Origin of the sequence: Pseudotabrizicola formosa (assembly GCF_002900965.1) — a bacterium.
In the GTDB taxonomy this organism is placed as follows: Bacteria; Pseudomonadota; Alphaproteobacteria; order Rhodobacterales; family Rhodobacteraceae; genus Pseudotabrizicola; species Pseudotabrizicola formosa.
Genome location: NZ_PJOM01000007.1, coordinates 20,929 through 43,330, shown reverse-complemented (window position 1 = coordinate 43,330; position 22,402 = coordinate 20,929). Strand labels below are relative to the sequence as shown.

At 63.4% G+C, this 22,402-nt stretch carries 21 protein-coding genes; 7 read left to right on the top strand and 14 right to left on the bottom strand.

Going from position 1 to position 22,402, the window contains the following annotated elements; genetic code table 11:
* Window positions 1-31: 31 nt before the first annotated feature.
* Entirely contained in the window at window positions 32-340 is a 309-nt protein-coding gene (locus CXR43_RS16925) for a type II toxin-antitoxin system RelE/ParE family toxin (RefSeq protein WP_103336272.1), read from the bottom strand.
* Between the two features lie 617 nt (window positions 341-957).
* Here CXR43_RS16925 and CXR43_RS16915 point away from each other — a divergent pair.
* Together CXR43_RS16915 and CXR43_RS18195 are read left to right on the top strand one after the other, a co-directional pair.
* A complete protein-coding gene (locus CXR43_RS16915; protein ID WP_103336266.1) occupies window positions 958-3,315 on the top strand; it encodes a glucose/quinate/shikimate family membrane-bound PQQ-dependent dehydrogenase in 2,358 nt (785 codons plus the stop codon).
* Between the two features lie 49 nt (window positions 3,316-3,364).
* The gene (locus tag CXR43_RS18195; RefSeq protein WP_267134650.1) at window positions 3,365-3,499 is read left to right on the top strand and encodes a hypothetical protein; all 135 of its coding nucleotides are present in this window, start codon (window positions 3,365-3,367) and stop codon (window positions 3,497-3,499) included.
* 187 nt (window positions 3,500-3,686) lie between these two features.
* Here the strand turns inward: CXR43_RS18195 and treZ are convergent, their stop codons facing one another.
* The 11 genes from treZ to CXR43_RS16860 form a co-directional block, all read right to left on the bottom strand.
* Window positions 3,687-5,462 carry a malto-oligosyltrehalose trehalohydrolase gene (gene treZ / locus CXR43_RS16910; protein WP_103336264.1) on the bottom strand — a complete coding sequence of 592 codons (1,776 nt, stop codon included), beginning with the start codon at window positions 5,460-5,462 and terminating at the stop codon, window positions 3,687-3,689.
* Window positions 5,463-5,821: 359 nt separating this feature from the next.
* Window positions 5,822-6,667, bottom strand: a complete 846-nt coding sequence (locus tag CXR43_RS16905) for an alpha/beta hydrolase (RefSeq protein ID WP_103336260.1) — start codon at window positions 6,665-6,667, stop codon at window positions 5,822-5,824.
* Complete coding sequence (locus tag CXR43_RS16900) at window positions 6,667-7,440, bottom strand: aspartate dehydrogenase (protein WP_103336258.1); 774 nt, start codon at window positions 7,438-7,440, stop codon at window positions 6,667-6,669. The genes CXR43_RS16905 and CXR43_RS16900 overlap by 1 nt, the downstream gene beginning before the upstream one ends.
* Window positions 7,440-8,141 (bottom strand): ABC transporter ATP-binding protein, encoded by a 702-nt coding sequence (locus tag CXR43_RS16895; RefSeq protein WP_103336256.1) that lies wholly within the window; start codon window positions 8,139-8,141, stop codon window positions 7,440-7,442. Before CXR43_RS16895 ends, CXR43_RS16900 begins: the two co-directional genes overlap by 1 nt.
* Window positions 8,141-8,890 (bottom strand): ABC transporter ATP-binding protein, encoded by a 750-nt coding sequence (locus CXR43_RS16890; RefSeq protein ID WP_103336253.1) that lies wholly within the window; start codon window positions 8,888-8,890, stop codon window positions 8,141-8,143. Before CXR43_RS16890 ends, CXR43_RS16895 begins: the two co-directional genes overlap by 1 nt.
* Complete coding sequence (locus CXR43_RS16885) at window positions 8,887-9,861, bottom strand: branched-chain amino acid ABC transporter permease (protein WP_103336251.1); 975 nt, start codon at window positions 9,859-9,861, stop codon at window positions 8,887-8,889. The genes CXR43_RS16890 and CXR43_RS16885 overlap by 4 nt, the downstream gene beginning before the upstream one ends.
* Window positions 9,862-9,865: 4 nt before the next feature.
* Window positions 9,866-10,780 carry a branched-chain amino acid ABC transporter permease gene (locus CXR43_RS16880; protein ID WP_103336249.1) on the bottom strand — a complete coding sequence of 305 codons (915 nt, stop codon included), beginning with the start codon at window positions 10,778-10,780 and terminating at the stop codon, window positions 9,866-9,868.
* A gap of 84 nt (window positions 10,781-10,864) precedes the next feature.
* Window positions 10,865-12,007, bottom strand: a complete 1,143-nt coding sequence (locus CXR43_RS16875) for an ABC transporter substrate-binding protein (RefSeq protein ID WP_103336247.1) — start codon at window positions 12,005-12,007, stop codon at window positions 10,865-10,867.
* Between the two features lie 84 nt (window positions 12,008-12,091).
* A complete protein-coding gene (locus CXR43_RS16870; RefSeq protein ID WP_103336245.1) occupies window positions 12,092-12,640 on the bottom strand; it encodes a 3-hydroxyanthranilate 3,4-dioxygenase in 549 nt (182 codons plus the stop codon).
* Between the two features lie 26 nt (window positions 12,641-12,666).
* Window positions 12,667-13,620 (bottom strand): dihydrodipicolinate synthase family protein, encoded by a 954-nt coding sequence (locus CXR43_RS16865; RefSeq protein WP_103336242.1) that lies wholly within the window; start codon window positions 13,618-13,620, stop codon window positions 12,667-12,669.
* Window positions 13,617-15,083, bottom strand: a complete 1,467-nt coding sequence (locus tag CXR43_RS16860) for an NAD-dependent succinate-semialdehyde dehydrogenase (RefSeq protein ID WP_103336239.1) — start codon at window positions 15,081-15,083, stop codon at window positions 13,617-13,619. Before CXR43_RS16860 ends, CXR43_RS16865 begins: the two co-directional genes overlap by 4 nt.
* Window positions 15,084-15,182: 99 nt before the next feature.
* Here CXR43_RS16860 and CXR43_RS16855 point away from each other — a divergent pair, with 99 nt between their 5' ends.
* Window positions 15,183-16,109, top strand: coding sequence for a LysR substrate-binding domain-containing protein (locus CXR43_RS16855; RefSeq protein ID WP_103336236.1), 927 nt, complete (start codon window positions 15,183-15,185; stop codon window positions 16,107-16,109).
* 5 nt (window positions 16,110-16,114) lie between these two features.
* Here CXR43_RS16855 and CXR43_RS16850 read toward each other — a convergent pair whose 3' ends face one another.
* Both CXR43_RS16850 and CXR43_RS16845 read right to left on the bottom strand, forming a co-directional pair.
* Complete coding sequence (locus tag CXR43_RS16850) at window positions 16,115-17,218, bottom strand: 3-hydroxyacyl-CoA dehydrogenase (RefSeq protein ID WP_103336233.1); 1,104 nt, start codon at window positions 17,216-17,218, stop codon at window positions 16,115-16,117.
* Complete coding sequence (locus CXR43_RS16845) at window positions 17,215-17,958, bottom strand: enoyl-CoA hydratase-related protein (protein WP_210402119.1); 744 nt, start codon at window positions 17,956-17,958, stop codon at window positions 17,215-17,217. The genes CXR43_RS16850 and CXR43_RS16845 overlap by 4 nt, the downstream gene beginning before the upstream one ends.
* A 120-nt stretch (window positions 17,959-18,078) precedes the next feature.
* Between CXR43_RS16845 and CXR43_RS16840 the strand changes: the two genes are divergently transcribed.
* Genes CXR43_RS16840 through CXR43_RS16825 form a run of 4 tightly spaced genes read left to right on the top strand, consistent with a single transcriptional unit; the run spans window position 18,079 to window position 22,353 of the window.
* Window positions 18,079-20,361 carry a bifunctional salicylyl-CoA 5-hydroxylase/oxidoreductase gene (locus CXR43_RS16840; RefSeq protein ID WP_103336227.1) on the top strand — a complete coding sequence of 761 codons (2,283 nt, stop codon included), beginning with the start codon at window positions 18,079-18,081 and terminating at the stop codon, window positions 20,359-20,361.
* Entirely contained in the window at window positions 20,358-21,110 is a 753-nt protein-coding gene (locus CXR43_RS16835) for an SDR family NAD(P)-dependent oxidoreductase (RefSeq protein WP_103336224.1), read from the top strand. Before CXR43_RS16840 ends, CXR43_RS16835 begins: the two co-directional genes overlap by 4 nt.
* Window positions 21,107-21,544, top strand: coding sequence for a MarR family winged helix-turn-helix transcriptional regulator (locus CXR43_RS16830; RefSeq protein WP_103336222.1), 438 nt, complete (start codon window positions 21,107-21,109; stop codon window positions 21,542-21,544). Before CXR43_RS16835 ends, CXR43_RS16830 begins: the two co-directional genes overlap by 4 nt.
* Complete coding sequence (locus tag CXR43_RS16825) at window positions 21,541-22,353, top strand: enoyl-CoA hydratase family protein (protein ID WP_103336220.1); 813 nt, start codon at window positions 21,541-21,543, stop codon at window positions 22,351-22,353. Before CXR43_RS16830 ends, CXR43_RS16825 begins: the two co-directional genes overlap by 4 nt.
* The last annotated feature ends 49 nt before the right edge of the window (window positions 22,354-22,402 follow it).

The following is a 22,402-nucleotide window of genomic DNA, read 5'->3' as shown; positions in this document are numbered from 1 at the left end:
ACCGCACTGCCATTTATCAGTACATGCGGAGTCAGCCGCCGCTTTCATTCCTCTTTCGCGTTTCAGCCGCTTTTTGCGCGGATTTGGAGCGTTCTTCGGCCGGCCGTGCAGCAGAGGCCTCACCACCCTTTTCGCCGCCCTTTTTTGCGGCCGGGTTTCCAGTGTGGGTTCCGCGTCCGGAGCAACTTTTGTTGCCGCCGCCGTCGTCCTTGTTGACAGTGGCCCAGGCACGCTGTTCCGCCTCTTCCTTATCGACGCCCCGCTCTTCGTAGCTGTCCGCAATATGTTCGGCCTTGCGTTTTTGTTTGTCCGTATATTTGGATTTGTCCCCTTGTGGCATCGGATGCTCCTGCCGTCAGATGATCATTGTTCAGCGATACGGTGCCGTTCGCCAGAAAAGGCCGGGGCATGATGCGGTCCTGCCCCGGCTGCCGGTTTCTGATTTGCCAGTCTCGGTCTGGTGTCAGAGATCTGAAACGACAGCGCAGATCTGGCTGACGTTTGCCGAAGCGCTCAGCATCGCATCGCTGGTTCCGGATGCCGTGCCATCTGTACCGGAGCCCGTGATCGTACCCGTCCCATCGGCGGTCGTTTCCGTTCCGGCGGCTCCATCGATGGTGTCGCTCCTATCAAGTGGCGTGCCGGTGGCACCCATGCCGGTACCTGTTCCGCTCGTGGCGTCCTGCGCAAAAACGGCGGTGCTGGTGCCAAGGGCGATGATCAGCGGAAATGCAAAACCCGCCGATCTTACAGGGCAAGGCGCGCAGCTTGACCGCTGCGCGCCTTTCTCGTGGATGCCGTTTCTGTCCGGCTCAGGCGTTACTCTGACGCTGTGCTACCATGATCTCTGCGGTGTCACCCGACATATTGCGGCCGCATTGATTGTCAGGGAACATTCTCTCGCCCGAACGGTTCACAATGCAGGGATTTCAGAAGCGGCACGGGGGACGTTCCACAATGAAACTACTGACGGTGATTGTGTTTGCCTTGTTAGGGGGTGTGCTGGCGGCAGCAGGGGGGTGGTTGGCTGTTTTAGGGGGCAGCTGGTACTATCTCATCGCAGGGCTGGTCCTGCTGATGACTGCCTGGCTGATCCGGACGCGCAACCCGCTGGCAACATGGGTCTACGCGGCGCTGATGGTCGGCACGCTGGGCTGGGCCCTGTGGGAGGTTGGCTTTGACTGGTGGCAGCTGGCCCCACGCGGCGGCATCATCGTCATTTTGGGTCTTTTGCTGCTGGTGCCAACGGCGCGGGGGGCAGACCGGCGTGGCTTCGCCCCGAACAGCCCGGCCCCTATCCGCAGCGGGCCGCCCGCCCTGCCGGTTGCGGTCTCCTCTCTGGTCTGCGTTGGCGTGGCGGTTTACGCGATGTTTCAGGACCCGCATGATCTGGCCGGACGACTGCCCGATCAGGTTGTAAACGCCGATCCCGCGATGGGTGCAGATTTCCCGGATGGCGAATGGCACCAGTACGGGCGCACCCAGTACGGCCAGCGCTATTCGCCGCTCGACCAGATTACCCCGGCCAATGTGAACGCTTTGGAACTGGAATGGACCTATCAGACAGGCGATGTAAAGTTGCCCGAAGATGTGACCGAAACCACCTATCAGGTGACGCCGCTCAAGGTTGGCGACAGCCTGTATGTCTGCACCCCCCACAACATCGCCATTTCACTTGATGCGGCGACGGGGCAAGAGCGCTGGCGTTATGACGCCAATTCCGGGATGAACCCGGACCGCCAGCATCAGACCTGCCGGGGCGTGACCTATTGGGAAAGCCCGGCCGGCGCGACGGATGACGGGCTTTGCGCGCGGCGGGTCTATATGCCGACGGCAGACGCCCGGCTGATCGCATTGGACGCAGACACCGGCGCGCGCTGCACGTTTTTCGCGGATGACGGTGAACTGCCTCTGGAAGCCGGGATGCCCTACAATCCGGCAGGCTATTACTATTCCACCTCGCCACCCGTCGCCGTTGACGGCCGGATCATCATCGGCGGGGCGGTGAATGACAATTTCTCGATCTATTCGCAATCGGGCGTGATCCGCGCCTTCGACATTGATACCGGCGAACTGATCTGGAACTGGGATGCCGGCAACCCGGATCAGACCGAGCCGATCGACATAGCCGGGGGCGAAACCTACAGCGCGAACTCGCCCAACAGCTGGTCGATCTTTTCCGTCGATGAGGCGCTGGGGCTGGTCTATATTCCGCTCGGCAATCAGGTACCCGATCAACTGGGGATGGGCCGCAGCCCCGCGGTTGAAGAGCATTCTTCGTCGGTGGTCGCGCTGGATGTCGCCACCGGGCAGCGCGAATGGGTGTTCCAGACCGTACACCATGATCTTTGGGATATGGACGTGCCCGCGCAGCCGGTGCTGGTTGATCTGACGCAATCCGATGGCACTGACATTCCGGCGCTGGTCCAGCCCACCAAACAGGGTGACATCTATGTTCTTGATCGCCGCACCGGCACGCCACTGATAGATGTGACCGAGGTTCCCGCGCCGGGCGGCGCGATCCCCGAGGATTTCACCGCCCCGACACAGCCGGTTTCGGCGCTGACCTTCATGCCCGATCCGCTGACCGGCGCGGATATGTGGGGCATCACGATGCTGGATCAGCTGGCCTGCCGTATCCAACTCCACCGATTGAACTACGAGGGCCGCTATACCCCGCCGTCGCTGAATGGAACCATCGTTCATCCTGGTAACTTCGGGGTGTTCAACTGGGGGTCGGTCGCGGTGGACCCGGTACGGCAGGTGGTGTTTGGCATGCCAACCTATCTGCCCTTTACCGTACGCCTTGTGCCGCGCGATCAGATTCCAGACCCGGTGGAGGGCGAAACCGCCAGCGAACAGGGTCTGAACCGCAATGAGGGTGCGCCCTATGGTGTGGTCATGGGTCCGTTTCTGGGGCCGCTGCAGGTGCCGTGCGCGGCACCGCCATGGGGATATGTCGCAGGGGTGGACCTGCGCACCGGCGAAACCCTATGGCAGCACAAGAATGGCACAGTGCGCGACATGACCCCGCTGCCACTGCCGTTCGAGCTGGGGGTGCCAGGCATCGGTGGTCCGATCATCACCGGCGGCGGAATGGCCTTTCTGGGTGCAACGGTTGACAATTACCTGCGCGGTTACGACCTGACCACTGGCGATGAAATCTGGCGCGCCCGGCTGCCTGCGGGCGGTCAGTCAACGCCAATGACCTATGAACAGGACGGTCGCCAATATCTGGTGATGGTCGCTGGCGGGCACGGATCGGTCGGGACCGACCCGGGTGATTACATATTGGCCTATGCTCTGCCCGAATAGTCCATATGCAGGGTCAGTCCCGCAAACATGAACACAAAGGATGAGTCCCATGCGCCTCGCACCTTCTGTCATTCTCCTCGTGGTTCTGGCTGCTCTGCTTTTGTACATGATCGCAGGCACACGTCAGGACGCTCAGGGGGAGGACAGTGGCCCACAGACACCGCCCTATGCGGTGACAGAGTGACCGCCCTGTTCAGGTAGAGGTGAATTGTTTTGGCCCGATTGGGCCTATGCCATCCTCGATCCGCCGCTTCAGATCTGTGCGCTCGCTCTGTCCAGTCTGTCGCCCGTGCACAGCTGTCTGCCGCTGCTGCCTGCATCAGGCTCCTTAGTACAGACTGAATGTCATAGGGTCGGGTACGCGCTTGGACTCATGAAGAAGGCTCCGCCCAGACGGCGACATGCAGGGCCGCAAGCGCCCCGGGTTGTCCTATGAAACAGGTGCCTGTTGCCGGTGGCAGATCTGCGGAGTCGTTGGAAAGGTTGGCCCGCAATTGCAGGCGCATCCCGTCCAGCTGCCAGTCCACCGCGACCAGCCCATCCTCTGCCATCAGAACCTGCCCCGCGTGCCCCTTTGCCCCCGCCAGATGCGGCATGACCCAAATCCGTCGCAGGTTCAGTAACCCACGCGTAAAGGCCAGCCAGTCGCGCCCTGCGTGCGATGCGGCCTGGTTCCAGTCGATACGCGAGGCGGCAAAGGTGGCCGGATCGTTCGGGTCAGGAATGGTACGCCGCATCTCCTTCTTCCTGAAGGCAGCAAAGCTGGCAAACTCCTCCCGCCGCCCCCCTCGCACCGCCTCTGCCTGATCACCGTGAAAATCGGTGAAAAAGGCAAAGGGCTGGGTCGCGCCAAATTCTTCTCCCATAAACAGCAAAGGCACATGGGGCGACAGCAGGTGGATCGTCATCAACGCCCGCACCATGTCCGACGACGACAGTGCCAGCAGCCGCTCGCCATAGGCGCGATTGCCGATCTGGTCATGGTTTTGAAGAAAATCAACGAAGGCCAACGGGGGCAGATGGGCCGAAGGCTCTCCGTGCGCCACGCCGCTGCTTGGCATCACCTCACCCTGCCAGGCAAAGCCCTGCGCCAGCGCGCGGGCAAACAGGGTCCAGCGATCCTCGACGAAATCCGTATAGTACCCCTCGCTCTCGTGGGTTGCGATGACATGGGCAACGTTGTGAAAGTCGTCATTCCATTCTGCCGTATAAAGCTGTGGTCGGCCTTCGCCGTCCCGCTGGTGCAGATGGGTGATGTTACGGTTGTCCTCGGTGGTCAGATGAGCATGGGGAAACCGCGCGCGCACCGCTTGTGCAATGTCGACCAGTATCTCGGGGTCCGACGTGTCGTACAGGTGATCCACCGCGTCCAGACGCAGCCCGTCCAGGTGGAATTCTTCCATCCAGTACAGGGCGTTTTCTATGAAGAACTGACGTACCGGGTCGCGGGTAAAGGCTATGGCATCGCCCCAGGGCGTGTGGCGGCCGGCATTGAAAAAGTCGGGTGCGTAGGTGGACAGATAGCTGCCTTCCGGTCCGAAATGGTTATAAACCACGTCCAGCAGCACCATCAGACCATGCTGGTGACAGGCATCGATCAACGCTTTCAGATCATCGGGGCTGCCGTAGGCGGTGTGGGGCGCATAGGGCAAAACCCCATCATAGCCCCAGCCCCGGTTACCGGCGAATTGCGCCACTGGCATAATCTCAATGGCGGTAATGCCGGTTTCGACCAGATGTGGCAGCTTTTCGATCGCGGCACGAAAGGTGCCCTCCGCCGTGAAGGTTCCGACGTGCAGCTCCAGGATCACGGCCTCGTGCCAGCGGCGGCCCTGCCAAGGCGACCACGCAAAGGCGCGTGGATCTGTCACCACAGACGGGCCATGTACGTCACCTGCCTGCGCGCGGGCGGCAGGATCGGGCACCATGCGCCCGTCTTCCAGAACGAACCCATATTGCGCCCCCGCACCGATGCCGGGAACGGTCAGCACAAACCAGCCGTCGCCTTCTGGCGTCATCGGGTGGTCCTGCCCGTCACATCGCAGCGTCAACCGGCTTTGTGACGGGGCCCAGAGACGAAAGGAGACCCCGCCCTCAACCAGTTCCGCACCCCAGCTTTTGCGGTATGCGCGTTGTGCCCCCGTCATAGCTGCGCCGACCTGCCCGGATCTTCGACGTCTGATCCGTCGGCGGGTATTGGCTTGGGCGAAACTTGACCGGTTTTGATAGGTCGCTTGGTTGGCAGGCGGATGGACACAGATCATCCCTTTCGGCTTGGTCACAGGCTTGATGATGCAAAATCAACCCGTCCAAGACGGCAAAGGTTCCTGAAATCAGCGGTGCAATGCTGGCTCTGTCACCACGCAAAAGGCTGAAGCGCCGGTGGCGGCGCATCCATGAGCGTTGGCCTCTTTACCTGCCTTCTCAAGCAGAGATTGATCCATGGCCTCTTCGCGGTCTGCGGGCGGCGTTTTCCACGGCCACTTTCCGGTTCCGCGACAGACCTTCAGCGCGCAAGCTCCAGCAGGCGGCGCGACAGGGTGCTTTCCGGATCGGTCAGGTCGAGGATCACATCGAAATGGTTGCGTCCGGCGATCCGGTCTACGGGCCAGCCGCTGACTGCCGCATAGGCCTCGGTCTGGCGGTGAAAGCCTGCGGATTCCCCGCTGTCCGCGGCAAGGGCGAGCGCGCCGCGCAACCCGATGGCCGGGTGGTTCAACGGGCTTTGGGCAGTTTCATCCGGAGTGAAACGCATCCAGTCCTGCACATGGCTGGCCGCCAGCGGCGCAAGATCGAACAGGCCCGACACCGGCAGACAGGCGTGCAGCGGCTGGTCGGGCAGGCCCATCGCCGCCTGCCATCCGGGCTGGGCCATCGCTGCCGCCAGATGGCCACCGGCGGATGATCCGGTCACCGTGATGCGGCTGCGATCGACGCCCAGATCTTCGGCATTGTGCCACAACCAAGCCAGCGCGCGGCGACAGTCGGTGATGATCTCGGTCATGCTGGCCGCCGGAGCCAGACGATAATCCGGCACTGCCAGTGCAATGCCCTGTTCTGCCAGCATCGGCGCGGCAAAGGCCGATTGTGCCCGCGACAGCGCCCGCCAATACCCACCGTGAATGAAGATCACCAAGGGGCGCAGCTCTCCCGGTGCCGTGCCGAACAAGTCCAGTTGCAACCTCGTCTCTTCACAGAATGTCAGCCCTGCGCGGGTGCCGGGCAGGTCATGCGCCGCATCGGACAAGGTCTGATACGCTCCAAGAATGCGGGCGAACTCCGCTTCTGTCACGGTGGCGCGGGCGGTGTAATCGGCATCGAGCCGAGCACGGGGCAGGTCAGCATCAAGCATCAGATCACCAGAGGGTTTACGCGGTTCTCTATCAACCGCACCAGCGACAGCGCGGTGAGGGCGGAAGATTTTGGGTTCTGGGCGAGGGCGGCATTTTCCAGCACCACCTCCATCCGGCCAAAGTCGCCCTCTGCCACAACGCGGTGGCGGTTTGTGGATGCTGCGGGGTCGGCGATCATGCGCAGCACGGTCGCTGGCCCGAGTCCGGCCAGTGCCGTGATCATGGCCACATTGGCATTTTGCGGAAAGTGCTGGGCCGCCTCGACTGCCGTGCCCTCGAAAAAGCAGTACGGAGCGGTCAGACTGCCAAGCGCACACAGCGTTTCGGCCTGCGTACCGGTCCAGGCGCGGGGGGGTTTGGTCACCTCATGCACCACCCGCGCAAGCGGCATTCGCGCCGCCGCCGACAGTGCGTCTATCCCGCCAAGGGCACCGGGCGGGATCAACACCTGACGGCCGGCCCTGCGGGCACAATCGACCAACTGCTCCAGCACGCCCGCCTCGGCAAAGGCAGATGTCGAGGCCGGCACGAAATCCGCTCCTGCCATCAGCGCAGCACGGCCCCAGGGCAGCACGGCGGCGCGCCCTGCGACCTCTACCACCAGATCTGGCGCTTGGGCGGCAAGTGCGCCAGGGTCGGTGATCACCGGATAGGGCAGCGCGCGCGCCTCACGCAGGCCCAGTGCGACAAGGGACACCGCCGCGCCACGTGCAACCAAAAGCCGCGATACCTCGCGCCCGATCGCCCCCCAACCGATGAGCACCAGCCGCATCAGATGCCGACCCAGGCTTGCACCCGCGCCTGATCGCGGGTCAGCTCGTCACTGGTGCCGGTCCAGACGGTCGTGCCCTTTTCCAGGATGAAATGCCGGTCAGCCAGCCGCTTCAGCACCGAGAATGTCTTGTCGATCAGCAAGATCGACTGGCCATCGCGCTTCAGCCTTTCAACCACCTGCCAGATTTCCGACCGGATCACCGGGGCCAGCCCCTCGGTCGCCTCATCCAGGATCAGAAGGCGCGGGTTGGTCATCAATGCGCGGCCCACGGCCAGCATCTGCTGTTCGCCGCCCGAGAGCGTACTCGCCATCTGCCCGGCCCGCTCGCCAAGGCGCGGAAACAGGTCATAGATCCGCGCCAGCGTCCAGGGCGATTTGGCTCCGAGCCGGTTGGCGGCCGTGGCCACAAGATTTTCACGAACCGTCAGCGTGGGAAACACCTGTCGCCCCTCGGGCACCAGACCAAACCCCAGCCGCGCCACCTTTTCCGGCGCAAGGCCGCCGATGGCCTGGCCGTCGTATTCGACCGCCCCGCCGCGCGGCGGCAGAAGGCCCATGATGGTGCGCACGGTGGTGGTCTTGCCCATGCCGTTGCGGCCCATCAGGGTAACAACTTCACCTTCCTTGATGCTCAGCGAAATGTCGAACAGCACCTGTGACGCACCGTAACCGGCCTGAAGATTCTGTACGGAAAGCATCAGGCGTCCTCCTCTCCCAGATAGGCTTCGCGTACGTCCGGGTTGGCGCGGATGTCCTCGGCAGACCCCGCCGCAATCACCCGGCCATAGACCAGCACCGTGATCCGGTCGGCCAGCGCAAAGACCGCCTCCATGTCATGTTCCACCAGGAGGATCGCGCAATCCTTGCGCGCGGCGCGCAAGGCGTCGATCATCTGCTGGCTTTCCACATGGCCCAGACCGGCCATCGGCTCGTCCAGCAACAAAAGCCGCGGCCGTTGTGACAGGGCCATCAGCAGTTCGAGCTGCTTTTTTTCGCCATGGGCGAGGTCTGCCACAGGCACATCGGCGCGAACGGCCAGCGCAGACCCCGACAGGCTTTGATCCACTTCATCCCAGACGGCGGCGCGGCTGGCGGCACGGTCGAAGATGCGGAAATTGCCACCCGCGCGCGCCTGCACCGCCATGCCAAGATTGGCGCGCACGGTCATATCATCCAGCAGTGATGTGATCTGGAACGTCCGGCCAAGCCCCAGTGCCACCCGGTCGGCGGGGGCCAGTGCGGTGATATCGCGCCCGCCAAGCGTGATGCGCCCGGCATTGGGCAGGATCTCGCCGCAGATCTGATTGATCAGGGTCGATTTGCCGGCCCCGTTTGGCCCGATCAGCGCGTGAATTTCACCGCTGTTCACCGTCAGGCTGACGTTGTCGGTGGCGGTCAGCCCACCGAAGGTTTTGGTCAGACCCTGGATGTCAAGCACATGGCTCATTTCCCGCCCCCCGTCACCCGGCGGATCAGCGACATCAGTCCGCCCCGCGCGGTCAGCACCACCAGCAAAAGCAGAATTCCGACCGGCAGCATCCAATGTTCGGTATATTTGGCCAGCGTGACTTCGACCGAAAACAGGACGCCCGCGCCAATGAACGGTCCGGCCAAGGTGCCGACGCCGCCCAGGATAACCATGATCATGAACTCGCCCGAGCGCGACCAATGCATCATGTCAGGTGAGGCAAAGCGAAGGAAATTGACCATCAGCGCCCCGGCCAGCCCCGCGCCCATGCCTGACAGGACAAAGGCATACAGCTTGTAGCGATAGGTCGAGATGCCAAGCGCCGCCATTCGCCGTTCGTTCTGCCGGATGCCCGCGATGATCTGGCCGAACGACGATTGCACCAGGCGGCGCAGGAACAGGTAATAGGCGGCAGCACAGACTAGCACGACCCAGTACAGCGTGGCGCGGTCGCGCATGTCGAGCCCGGGCAGGGAATTGGTGCGGCGCACCATGATGCCATCTTCGCCGCCATAGGTTTTCAGCGAGACGAACAGAAAGAAAAACATCTGGGCAAAGGCCAGTGTGATCATGATGAACTGCACGCCCCCTGTGCGCAGCGACAGAGCCCCGACCAGCGCCGCCGCCATCCCGCTGACCACAATGGCCGCCGGGAGGGTGATCAGCATCTGGTCGGTGCCGGGGATCAGGCCCAGAAACGCGGTGCCCGCCGCGTGGTGGTGAAACAGGATGCCCACCACATAGCCGCCGATCCCGAAATAGGCGGCATGGCCAAAGCTGATCATCCCGCCATAGCCCAGGATGAAGTTCAGGCTTGCCGCCGCCATTCCGAAGATCAACGCCTGACCGACCAGCCTGACCCAGCTCGATTGCCCCGTCCATTCAGCGGCAAAGGGCACAAGGGCAAGGGCGATGAAAACGGCGATCATCCCGAGGTATTCGCGTTTCATTGGCTTAACCCTGCGCCGCGAACAGGCCGCGTGGGCGGAACAGCAGCACGATTGCCATCATCAGATAGATCCCCATTGAAGAAATGCCGACCCCCAGCGCCTGTGCCTCTGGCCCCGGCATGACCTGTTGCAACAGTGTCGGCAGAAAGGCGCGCAGCATGGTATCGGTCATCCCCAGAAAGAGGCCCGCGACAAAGGCTCCCTTGACCGAGCCGACCCCGCCGATCACCACGACGACAAAGGTGGCCAGGATGATCTCGTCCCCCATGCCGACCTGCACCGCAAGGATGGGTGAGGCCATCACCCCCGCCAGCCCGGCCAGCAGCGCGCCCAGCCCGAAAACGGCTGTGTAGAGGCCCTTTATATTGACGCCAAGAGCCCGCACCATCTGTCGGTGCGTGGCTCCGGCCCGCACCAGCATGCCGACGCGGGTCTTGTTGATCAGAAGGTAGAGCCCCACCGCAACCGCAAGTCCCACCGCGATCACGAACAGCCGGTAGGTCGGATAAGGTAGCCCCGGCAGGATCTCGACCGACCCCGAAAACACCGGCGGCAACGAGGTGAACAGGGGCTGACGGCCAAAGATCAGGATCGTGGACTGGTTGAAGATCAGGATCAGCGCAAAAGTCGCCAGCACCTGATCCAGATGGTCGCGCGCATAAAGCCGGCGCATGATGCCAAGCTCTACCAGAATGCCTGCGACCGCCGAAGCGGCCAGCCCCGAGACCAGACCTGCCCAGAACGATCCGGTCTGGATCGAAACCCATGCCCCGGCGAAGGCACCGACCATGTACAGCGCTCCGTGGGCGAGGTTGATCACCCCCATGATGCCAAAGATCAGCGTCAGACCGGCGGCCAGCAAGAACAAGGTGACGCCATATTGCAGCCCGTTCAAAAGCTGCTCGAAGAGCAGGATCATCTGCTTGCCTCCTTGGTCAGGCCGTCAGCGGAAAAAGGGGGGGCGGGATGCTCCGGGAGCCGATGCCCCCGGAGCCATGCCGGATCACATCTGGCAATCGGCGGAATAGACGTCGCCACGCGCCTCAAGGATCTTGTCCTTGGTCACAATCACCGGATTGCCATCTGCATCCGCTTCGATTGCAGTCATGTACCAGTCCTGGATCGGGTGCTGGTTCGGGCCAAAGGCAAAGTTGCCACGGGTCGAGGCAAATTCGGCCGAGGCGATGGCGTCACGCAGCGCCTCTACATCGCCGTCGCCGCCCACGGCGTTCAGCGCGGTCCCGATCAACAGCCCGGTGTCATAGGCCTGCTGGCCATAGGTGGTCAGGGGAGTTGTCGGATGTGCTTCCGCCCATGCGGCAACCATGGCCTTTGACGCCTCATTGTCAAAATCGGCGTTCCAATGCGTCGTGCCGGTCAAGCCCACGGCGGCAGGGCCGACGGCCTGCAGGATCACGCCATCATAGGATGGTTCCGACAGCACCATCGGCACCGAGCCCAACAGGCCTGATTGCTGATATTGCTTGAGGAAGGAAATGCCCTGCCCGCCCGGATGGAACTGGAACACGACCTGTGGCGCGGCATTGCGGATCTGCGCCATCTCACCGGCGAAGTCCGACTGTTCCACCCCGGTGAAGATCTCGGTCACCTCGCCACCGAATTCGCGCTTGAATCCGGCGATGGCGTCGATCCCGGCCTGATAGTTCGGGGCAAGCGCCACGGCGGTGGTATAGCCAAGCGATTTTGCCGCTGCGCCCGATGCCTCGTGCAGCGTGTCGTTCTGCCAGCTGACCACGAAGTAATTCGGGTGACATTCGGCGCCTGCAAGGCTGGACGGTGCCGCATTCGGGCTGACATAGATCGCGCCGGAATCGACCGTTTCCGGCACCACGGTGCCCGAGACATTGGAAAACACGATCCCGGTCAGGATCTTGATGTCTTCCTCATTCAGCATTCTGTCAGCAGCCTGCACGCCTGTATTCGGGTCGCGCGCATCATCCTCGACCACAAGCTCAAATTCGACGCCCGTCGCTTGCAGCCCCAGTGTCAGCCCGTTGCGGATCTGTTCGCCCAAATAGCCGGCAGGCCCGGTCAGCGTGGTGATGACGCCGATTTTCGTCGCTTCGGCATAGGCGGGGGCCATCAGGGCGAGCAGCATGCCGGTGGAAGTCAGCAGTTTCTTCATCTCAGTCTCCCGGTTGTTGGTGTGATCTTGTTTTTTCTTTTCTTCATACTGTCAGGGATGAAATTTATTTCAAGCCTAAAACATTCATAACTTCACCCAGTCCGCAGGTGGCACCTTGCCAGGATGAATTTCACCACATTGCGGGCAGGTGCGCGCTTTCTCATCGGCATAGAAAGCCGCGTAGATCGGCGGCAGGTCGTCCACGATGGACACAAGATCGACCTCGGCCCGGTGCACCCGGGCCTTGCAGGCAAAGCAATACCATTCGATCGCATCCAGCGCCCCTTCGGGCCGGGCGGGTTCGATCACCAGCCCGATGGATCCTTCCTGCGGACGCTGCGGCGAATGGCGTATATGGGGCGGCAGCAGGAAAATATCGCCTTCACGGATCGGCACGTCGTAAAACTCGCCCGTCGCAGTATCGTGCAGTTTTAACAGCATGTCGCCCTTCAGCTGGTAAAAGAACTCTTCCACCGGGTCGTCATGATAATCGGTGCGCTGGTTGGGCCCACCAACCACCGTGACCATCAGACCCGCATCCTTGAACACCATCTGATTGCCCACCGGGGGTTTGAGCAGGTGCTTGTGGTCGTCGATCCACTTCTGGAAATTGAAGGCGGCAAGACGGGTCATCGGCAGCTTCCTTTCAGTGCTTCGGGTCAGAGGGTCAGGCCACAGGCGGCAAAGGCGGCTTCGGTCGCGGCTTTCTCGTCAGGCGTCAGGTCAAGGCAGGGCGGGCGCACCCTGCCCCCAGTCTGCCCCAACAGATCTTGCCAGTATTTCTGATGCGCATGGGGCTTTTCGGCCGGACGGGTGTCGCGCAGTGCCGCGCGCACCGGGGCAAGGCTGTCACGAATCAGCCGCGCTTCCTCGACGCGTCCGGCAAAGGCCGCGTCCGTATAGGCGCGCATCCTTCGGTCTTTGGCGGTTTGCGACAGATAGGGGGGCGAGGAGCACAGATAGAGCCGCCAGTCGAGGTCGAGGATGTTGTCCAGCCATTCCTCCTCGGACGCGGTCGAGACGATCATCCGGTCTCCGGCAAGGCGCGACAGTTCGACATACATCGGGCGGGGTGTGGAATACTTGATCGCCACCACCGTCTCGATATCAGCCAGCCGGTTGCACAGCTGCGGGCTCATCAAATAGCCGGAGTCGGGGTGCGACCACAGAGCGATGCCGATATCCACCTTTGAGGCGATGGTTTCGTAATAGCGCAACAGCGTCTCGTCCTGCGCCTGGAAGAAGTGCAAAACCGGTGCGTGCACCACAATGTAATCCGCCCCACAGGATTGCGCATGGCGGGCCAGGTCGATCACCACATCCATGTTCTGATCCGAACAGGACATGATGGTCTGCGCCCGCCCGCCTGCGGCCTTTACCGCCAGGTCGAACGCGCGCTTTCGCTCATCCACCGACATCGAAAAGAACTCGCCCTGTTTCCCGGCGATGAAAAAACCGTCGATTCCCAGGTCTTCGATCCAATGGTGCATGTTGGCGGCAAAGCCCTCTTCGTCGATCGACAGATCGTCGCGGAACGGCATTAACGCTGCCGCCCAGATCCCGCGCATATGGGCAAAGGCGTGGGGTTTGGCGTCCTTGCGGCTGTATTTCATGGCTTTCCCCCTGCAACGCTTGGCTCGGCTTCCAATTCCATCCGGTGCGAGATGGTCTTGGTAACGGTGTAATGATGCAGCCCCTCTGCCCCGCCCTCGCGCCCATGTCCCGAGTATTTCACCCCGCCAAAGGGCACTTCTGCCACCGAGGCCTCGAGTGTGTTGATCGACAGGTTGCCTACCTCGATGTCCGCCGTCAGCCGGTCGACATTGGCGGCGGAATGGGTGAAGGCATAGGCCGCAAGGCCGAAGGGCAGCGCATTGGCGCGGGTGATGGCGTCGTCCAGATCCGAAACCGGATTGATCACCGCGATCGGACCAAAGGGTTCCTCGCGCATCACCCTTGCGTCCTGTGGCACATCAGCCAATACGGTGACCGGGAAGAAATAGCCCGGCCCCTTCGGACGCACCCCCCCGCAGAGCACGCGCGCGCCCTTGCCGCGCGCATCTTCGACCAGCGCTTCCATGGCCGCGATCCGGCGCGCATTGGCGACAGGTCCCATCTCGGTGCCCGCGTCCAGCCCGTTGCCGATGCGCACCTGGCCCGCGCGGTCCGCAAAAGCGGTGGCAAAGCTGTGGAATGACCTTTCGGCGACGAAAAACCGCGTGGGCGAGGTGCAGACCTGCCCCGAGTTCCGCGCCTTGCGGACAGCGGACATCACGCCCGCCGCCTGTGGATCGACATCATCGCAGACGATCACTGGCGCATGGCCGCCCAGTTCCATCAGAACCGGCGTCATGCTGCGTGCCGCCAGTTCCGTCAGGCTGATGCCCACGGCGGTTGATCCGGTAAAGGCCACCACCCGCACCCGGTCCTGCGGAATCAGATAGCTGGAAATCTCGGCCGGGTGGCCAAAGACAAGGTTGAGCACGCCAGGCGGCAACCCCGCATCCTGAAAGGCCCGCACCAGATGAATGGCCCCTGCCGGGGTTTCCTCTGCCGCCTTGAGGATGATGGCGCAGCCCGCCGCCAAAGCGCCCGCGATCTTGCGGGCTGGCTGGCTGAGCGGAAAGTTCCATGGCGAAAACCCGGCCACCACGCCTGCCGGTTCACGCAGCACGCTGTAGCGGATACCCGGAGCCGATGGCACCACATGACCATAAAGCCGCTGCGCTTCGCCCGCGTCCCATTCGAGAAACTCGGCCCCCCGGATCACCTCCATCCGCGCCTGAACCAGTGGTTTGCCGTTTTCCATCGTGATGGCAGGCGCGATCTGCGGCCCCCGGTCTCGCAACAGGCTGGCCGCCCGCAGGATGATCTGCGCGCGGACGCGTGGCGCCGTGCGGGACCAGACCCGGAAGCCGCGCTCGGCCGCGTCCAGTGCATCGTCAAGATCGGATTGGCGCGCTACGGGCAGACGCCCGATCTCGGCCTCGGTCGCCGGATTCAGCACCGGCAGCGTGTCAGCGGTATTGCGCCAGCGGTCGTCGATGAAAAGCTGCAGATCGGGATAGTCGGTCATAGGAAAGCCTGTCGGTTGCCTTGCTCCATCAATCCGCAGTGGCTCTATAAAAGCAAATGAAGTAATCGAAGCTGGATAGTCGCAAAAGGAATATCAAATTTGGCCCGGCTTGAGACCCATCTGTCGCTGCGCCACCTGATGCTGATCGATGCCATCGCCCGCGAAGGCACGCTGCTGGGTGCCTCGCAGGCGTTGAACCTGACGCAGCCCTCGGTGACCAAGGCGCTGCAAGAGGCCGAGGCCGTGCTTGGCGCCCGGCTGTTTGACCGCACCAACCGCGGCGTGCGCGAAACGGCGGCGGGGGCGGTGTTGGTGGCCCATGCCCGGCTGGTGCTGACCCAGTTGCGCCATGCGGGGCAAGAACTGGAGGATCTGCGCACCGGCTCTGGCGGTCGGGTGGCCGTGGGGGTGCTGGTCTCGGCGGCGGTGTCGATCCTGCCTGATGCCATCGCTGCCGTCCGCAAGGCGCGCCCCAATCTGGCCGTCAAGGTGATCGAGGGCACAAATGACGTTCTGATGCCACTGCTGAGGGCCGGAGAGATCGATCTTGTCATCGGCCGTCTGCCCGCTTTCGCCAGCGGCAGCGGGGTGGCTGAAGAGAAACTGGCCGAAGATTTCGCGCAGATCGTGGTGCGGCACGGGCATCCGGTGTTGCGGCCTGGGCTCAGGCTGGCGGATCTGATGGATCAGCCCTGGATCCTGCCGCCGCAGGAAACCAGCCTGCGCCGACAGATTGACGAAGGCTTTCGCGCGGCGGGGTTGCCGGCACCGCCGCACAGCGTGGAGTCTGTGTCAATCCTGACCAACCTCGCGTTGGTGTTGCAGGCGGATTATCTGGTGGTCTGGCCGGTTCAGCTTGCACGGTTCGAGGCGCGGTCGGGCCGGGTGCAGGTGCTGGACATTCCCTTGCCGACAACGCAGCGCCCCATCGGCATTTCGACCCGCGCCGGCGCGCGCCTGTCGCCTGCCGCCGAGACGATGATCGCGGCCCTTCGCCAGTCGGCCCGAACGGCGGAAGGCGGATAGCCCCGCTAAATGAGCGGGGCAGGTTTGTAGCGGCCCTTGAGGTACGGGGGAGCCGCGGCCTCCAGCGCTGCAAGATCAGCCCGCAGTCCCGGCCGAGATGTGAGAATCTGGAATGGCCCGCGTGGAAAGTTCAGCCCCAGCATCATGGCCGTGTCGATGCCCGATGGTTTTGTGCCGCCTTCGGCCAGAAGCCAGGCCGCCTCGTTTGCCAGTGCGGCTTCGATCCGGGCGGCGATGGCGGCGGCATCCGCGGGTGCGTTCTGCGCGGCAGAGGGATAAACAAACCCCTGCCCGGTCTTGCGCCCCAGATGACCTGAGGCAACCTGCTGCTTCAGGGCATCGAACACGTGATAGCGCGGATGCCCATCCATTGCCGCTGACAGCCCTTGGGTGGCGGCCAGATTGATGTCGGCCCCGATCAGGTCGATCAGCGCAAAGGGCCCCAGCCGGTAGCCCGCCGCCATCATCGCCGCGTCGATCTCGGCCGCGCTGCGCCCTTCTTCCAGCAAGGCAAGGGCCTCGCCATAAAACGGGCGCGCACAGCGGTTGACGATGAAGCCGGGTCGGTCGGGGCAGGCAATCACGGTCTTGCCCGCCGCTTCGGTCAGCGTGCGGGCGGTTGCCAGAGCAGCGTCAGAGGTGCCCGGATGCGCAACCAGTTCGACCAGTTTCATGACCGGGGCCGGATTGAAGAAATGCAGGCCCAGCAGCCGCGCGGGATGGGCCATGCCTTCTGCCAGCGCGGCGACCCGCAGCGATGAGGTGTTGGTCGCCAGCACCGCATTGTGGGCAACCACGTCTTCCAGTGCCGCGAACAGCGCCTGTTTTACCGGAAGCTGTTCCACCACTGCCTCGATCACCAACTGTGCCGCTCCCATCGCCTTTGGGCCCGACACGATCTGGATGCGCGCCAGCAACGCGTCCAGTTCGGTCTGGGCCAGCTTGCCCGCCGCCACCCGCGGCGCAAGGCCATTGCGCAACCGGTCCGGCGCGCTGTCGCGCACGGTGGCAAAGCTGTCAGTCGCCAGCACGTGAAACCCGGCAGCTGCATAGGTCTGCACGATGCCAAGGCCCATGGTGCCCAGACCTGCAACGGCAATGGTGGTCATGATCCGCGAAACTCCGGTTTGCGCTTGTCTTTCAGGGCGCGGATGCCTTCGGTCTTGTCAGAGGTGTCGAGCAGCGCCTCGAAGCCTGCGCGTTCGGCTTGCAGGGCCAGCGCAGTTTCGGCCCCGGCAATCAGCGCGGCCTTGGCGGCCTGCAAGGCCAGCGGTGCGCGCCGGGCAACGCGGGCGCACAGCGCCTCGGCCTCGGCCAGCGGGTCTTCGGCCAGATGAGACGCAAGGCCCCAGTCCTGCGCGGTGGGCCCGTCGATGATCTCGCCCAGCAGCACCAGCCGTGCGGCGCGCGCGGGCCCGACCCGCGCCAGCACCCTTTGCCCGCCGCCCGCGCCGGGAATCAGGCCCAGACTGGTTTCGGGCAGCCCCAGCTTTGCCTTTGGTCCCACCACAAGCAGGTCGGCCATCAGCGCCAGTTCCAGCCCGCCGCCAAGGGCAAAGCCATCGACCGCGGCCACCAGCGGCTTGCCGAAACCGCGGATTGACGCCCAATGCCCCTTGCGCGGATCGACCGCGCCTTCGGCAGAGGTCTTGGTGGCAATCTCGTCTACATCGGCCCCTGCGGCAAAATCGCCGCCTGCCCCACCGATCAGCACCGCGCGACAGGCCGGATCGGCCGCCGCTACTGCCAGCGCGTCCGCAATATCGGCCAGCAACCCGGTGTTCAGTGCATTGCGCACATGCGGGCGGTTCAGGGTCAGACGGGTCCAGCCGCCCATCGTGGTTATCAAAAGATGCTCCATGCCCCCAAGAAAGGCACGAAGTCCGGCTTGCTTCAAGCTCGAATATTTTAGGCTTGAAATTATTTTGGGCCGGTGCAACCTTGAAGCCAAAGCAAGGGAGAGTTGGCGATGAAGGTTCTGTGCCTTGGCGGCGGTCCTGCGGGTCTTTACTTTGCGATCTCCATGAAGCTGCGCGATGCGTCGCATCAGATCACCGTGCTTGAACGCAACAAGGCCAACGATACCTTTGGCTGGGGTGTCGTTCTGTCGGACGAGGCCCTTGGCCGGATGCAGAAGAACGATCCTGTCAGCACGGACGCGATCCGCAGCCACTTCAAGTATTGGGACGATCTGGCCGTGATCCATGACGGGGTGCGGTCAGTGTCCGGCGGACATGGGTTTGCCGGGATCGGGCGCAAGCAGATGCTGATCCTCTTGCAGGAGCGGGCGCGGGAGTTGCAGATCGACCTGCAATTCCAGTCAGAGTTCAAATCGGCCGAGGAGTACCGGCAGGACTACGATCTGGTGGTCGCCAGCGACGGATTGAACAGCGTGGTCCGGCGCGAATACGAGAGCGTGTTCCGCCCCGACATCGACACCCGCACCTGCAAATTCGTGTGGCTGGGCACGCATCAGAAATTCGACGGGGCTTTCACCTTTATCTTCGAGAAGACCGCGCATGGCTGGGTCTGGGCCCATGTCTACCAGTTCGACGACAATACCGCGACCTTCATCGTCGAAACCATGCCCGAGACCTGGGAAAAGCTGGGCTTTCCAGACATGACCAAGGAAGAGACGGTCGAGGCCTGCCGTGCGATCTTTGCTGCGCATCTCGACGGGCATGCGTTGATCTCGAACGCGGCCCATCTGCGCGGGTCTGCGGTGTGGATGCAGTTTCCGCGGGTGATTTGCGACCGATGGTATCACGAAAATGTGGTGCTGATGGGCGATGCGGCGGCAACGTCGCATTTCTCGATCGGGTCAGGCACGCGGCTGGCCTTTGACAGTGCGATTGCGCTTGCCGAGTATCTGCACGCGGAACCCGACATGCAGGCTGCCTTTGCGCGTTATCAGGACGAGCGGCGGATCGAGGTGCTGCGGCTGCAATCGGCGGCGCGCAACAGCCTTGAGTGGTTCGAGGAGGTGGAACGCTACCTCGATATGGACCCGGTGCAATTCACCTATTCCCTGCTGACCCGGTCGCAGCGGATCAGCCATGAAAACCTGCGCCTGCGAGATCCGGACTGGCTGGGGCAGGCTGAGGATTGGTTTCAGAGCCAGGCGGGCGGCCAGCCCGGGCGCCACCCGATGTTTGCGCCCTATCGTCTGCGGGGAATGGAGCTGAAAAACCGTATCGTGCTGTCGCCGATGGCGCAGTACAAGGCGGTGGATGGCTGTCCGACCGGCTGGCATTTCGCGCATTACGCCGAACGCGCCAAGGGCGGGGCAGCGCTGATCTATTCCGAGATGACCTGCGTTTCGGCGCAGGGGCGCATCACACCGGGCTGTCCGGGACTGTATGCGCCCGAGCACGAGGCGGCGTGGAAAACGCTTGCCGATTTCATCCATGCCGAGACCACCGCGAAATTCTGCCTGCAGATCGGACATTCGGGCCGCAAGGGCTCGACCCGCGTGGCTTGGGAAGGCATGGATCTGCCTCTGACCAGCGGAAACTGGGAAACCCTTTCGGCCTCTGCCATTCCTTACAAGCCGGAAAATGCAGCCCCCCGCGCGATGACCGAAACGGACATGGCCGAAGTGACGGCGCAGTTCGTGGCCTCCACCCGGATGGCCGAACGCATTGGCGCCGACATGATCGAGATGCATGCGGCACATGGTTATCTGCTGGCGTCTTTCCTCAGCCCGGTGACCAACACCCGGACCGATGCCTATGGTGGCAGTCTGGAAAACCGCCTGCGCTATCCGCTGGAGGTGTTCACCGCCATGCGCGCCGTCTGGCCCGAAGCGAAGCCGATGTCGGTGCGCATCTCGGCGCATGACTGGATTGAGGGCGGCGTGACCCCGTCGGAGGCGGTGGAGATTGCCCGCGCATTTCGCGCTGCGGGGGCCGATATCATCGACGTATCCTCTGGCCAGACCGACCCGGCGGAACAACCGGTCTATGGCCGCATGTTCCAGACCCCGTTCAGCGACCGCATCCGCAACGAGGCGGGCATCCCGACCATGGCGGTGGGCAATATCACCGACTGGGATCAGGTGAACGGCATCCTGATGGCCGGGCGCGCCGATCTGGTCTGCCTTGCACGCGCGCATCTGGCCGATCCGTACTGGACTCTGCATGCCGCCGCCGAACAGGGCGACACCGCCAGCGACTGGCCAGCCCCTTACAAGGGCGGGCGCGATCTGGCCTTCCGATTGCGCCAGCGTCAGCAAGAGACGATCCGGGCATGACGCTGGCGGGCGCCCCTTTGACCGGCAAACGTGCCTTCATCACCGGGGGCGGCAGCGGCGTGGGGGCCGATCTTGCGCACGGCTTTGCCGAAGCGGGAGCCGAGGTGGTGATCTGCGGCCGACGCGAGGCGCCCTTGCGCGCGGTGGCCGAAGCGACGGGCGCGCGTCACGTGCTGGCCGATGTGACCTCGGTCCCCGACCTGACCCGCGCCTTTGCCGAAGCCGGGCCGTGCGACATCGTCATCGCCAATGCCGGAGCCGCCGACAGCGCGCCTTTTGGCAAGGTCACGGCAGAGCATTGGAACGCGATGATCGCCACCAACCTGACCGGCGTGTTCCTGACCTTTCAGGCAGGGCTTGCCCAGCTGCCGGGCTGGGGGCGGCTTATTGCCATTGCCTCTACGGCAGGGCTCAAGGGCTATGCCTATGCCGCACCCTATGCGGCGGCCAAGCACGGGACGGTTGGCCTTGTCCGCTCACTGGCGCTGGAAGTGGCGCGCAAGCCGGTCACCGTCAACGCGCTTTGCCCCGGATTTCTTGACACCGAGATGACCGACCGGTCCATCGCGACCATTACGGAAAAGACCGGCAAAACAGCCGAAGAGGCCCGCACCGCCCTTGCTGCGACCAATCCGCAAAAGCGCCTGATCCGGCCCGCCGAGGTCACCGCAGCCGCGCTCTGGCTTTGCGCGCCGGGGTCCGAGTCTATCAATGGTCAGGCCATTGCGATTGCCGGGGGCGAGCTGTGAGCGATCCGCTGTCCAAGCGCCGGCTGAAACTCTGGGTGCGCCTTCTGGGTGTCACCCGCTCGGCCGAGGGCGAGCTGCGCGAATTCCTGCGGGTCAGGCATGACACCACCCTGCCCCGCTTTGATGTGCTGGCTGCGCTGTGGCGTCGCCGCGATGGAATCAGCATGAGCGACCTGTCGCGCATGCTGTTGGTGTCAAACGGCAATGCGACGGCGGTGGTCGACCGGCTGGAAAAGGACGGGCTGGTCCGGCGGACGCCCTCCGATGCTGACCGCCGAACAATCTATGTCGCGCTCACGCCCGAGGGTCTGGCGCGTTTTGACCGCTATGCCGCGGAACACGAGGCAGAGGTAAACCGTATCTTTGGCGCGCTGACCGAAGAAGAGGTTGACCTGATGACCGATATCCTGAAACGCGCCAGAGGATCACAATGACAGAGCTTGCCGGGCTGCAACCGCAGCACTTTTTGTGGGAGATCGCCGGCAGGGTTGCCGTGATCCGGCTGAACCGTCCCGACCGCAAGAACCCACTGACCTTTGACAGCTATGCCGAGCTGCGCGACACCTTTCGCGCATTGGCCTATGCAACCGATGTGGATGTTGTCGTCTTTGCCTCGAACGGCGGCAATTTCTGCTCGGGCGGTGATGTGCATGACATCATCGGGCCGCTGGTGGGGATGGACATGAAGGCGCTTCTGGCCTTCACCCGGATGACGGGCGATCTGGTCAAGGCGATGATCGCATGCGGCAAGCCGATCATCGCGGCGGTGGACGGCATCTGTGTGGGTGCCGGGGCGATCATCGCCATGGCAAGCGATCTTCGGCTGGCGACGCCCGATGCACAATGCGCGTTCCTGTTCACCCGCGTCGGGCTGGCGGGCTGCGACATGGGGGCCTGTGCGATGCTGCCCCGGATCATCGGACAGGGCCGGGCTGCAGAGCTGCTCTATACCGGGCGCAGCCTTTCGGCCGAGGAGGGCCACGCCTGGGGCTTCTGGAACAGTCTGCACGCGCCCGAGGCACTGGAGGCGGCGGCGTTGGCGCTGGCGGACCGGCTGGCGGCGGGTCCGACATTCGCACATGGCATCACCAAGACCCAGCTGAACCAGGAATGGAATATGGGCTTGGAACAGGCGATCGAGGCCGAGGCCCAGGCCCAGGCGATCTGCATGCAGACCCGCGACTTCGAGCGCGCCTATCATGCGTTTGTCGCGAAAGAGAAACCGGTGTTTCAAGGGGACTGAGGGCGAACCGGGGGCGCTTCGCCCCCCGGACCCCCAGAGGATATTTGTG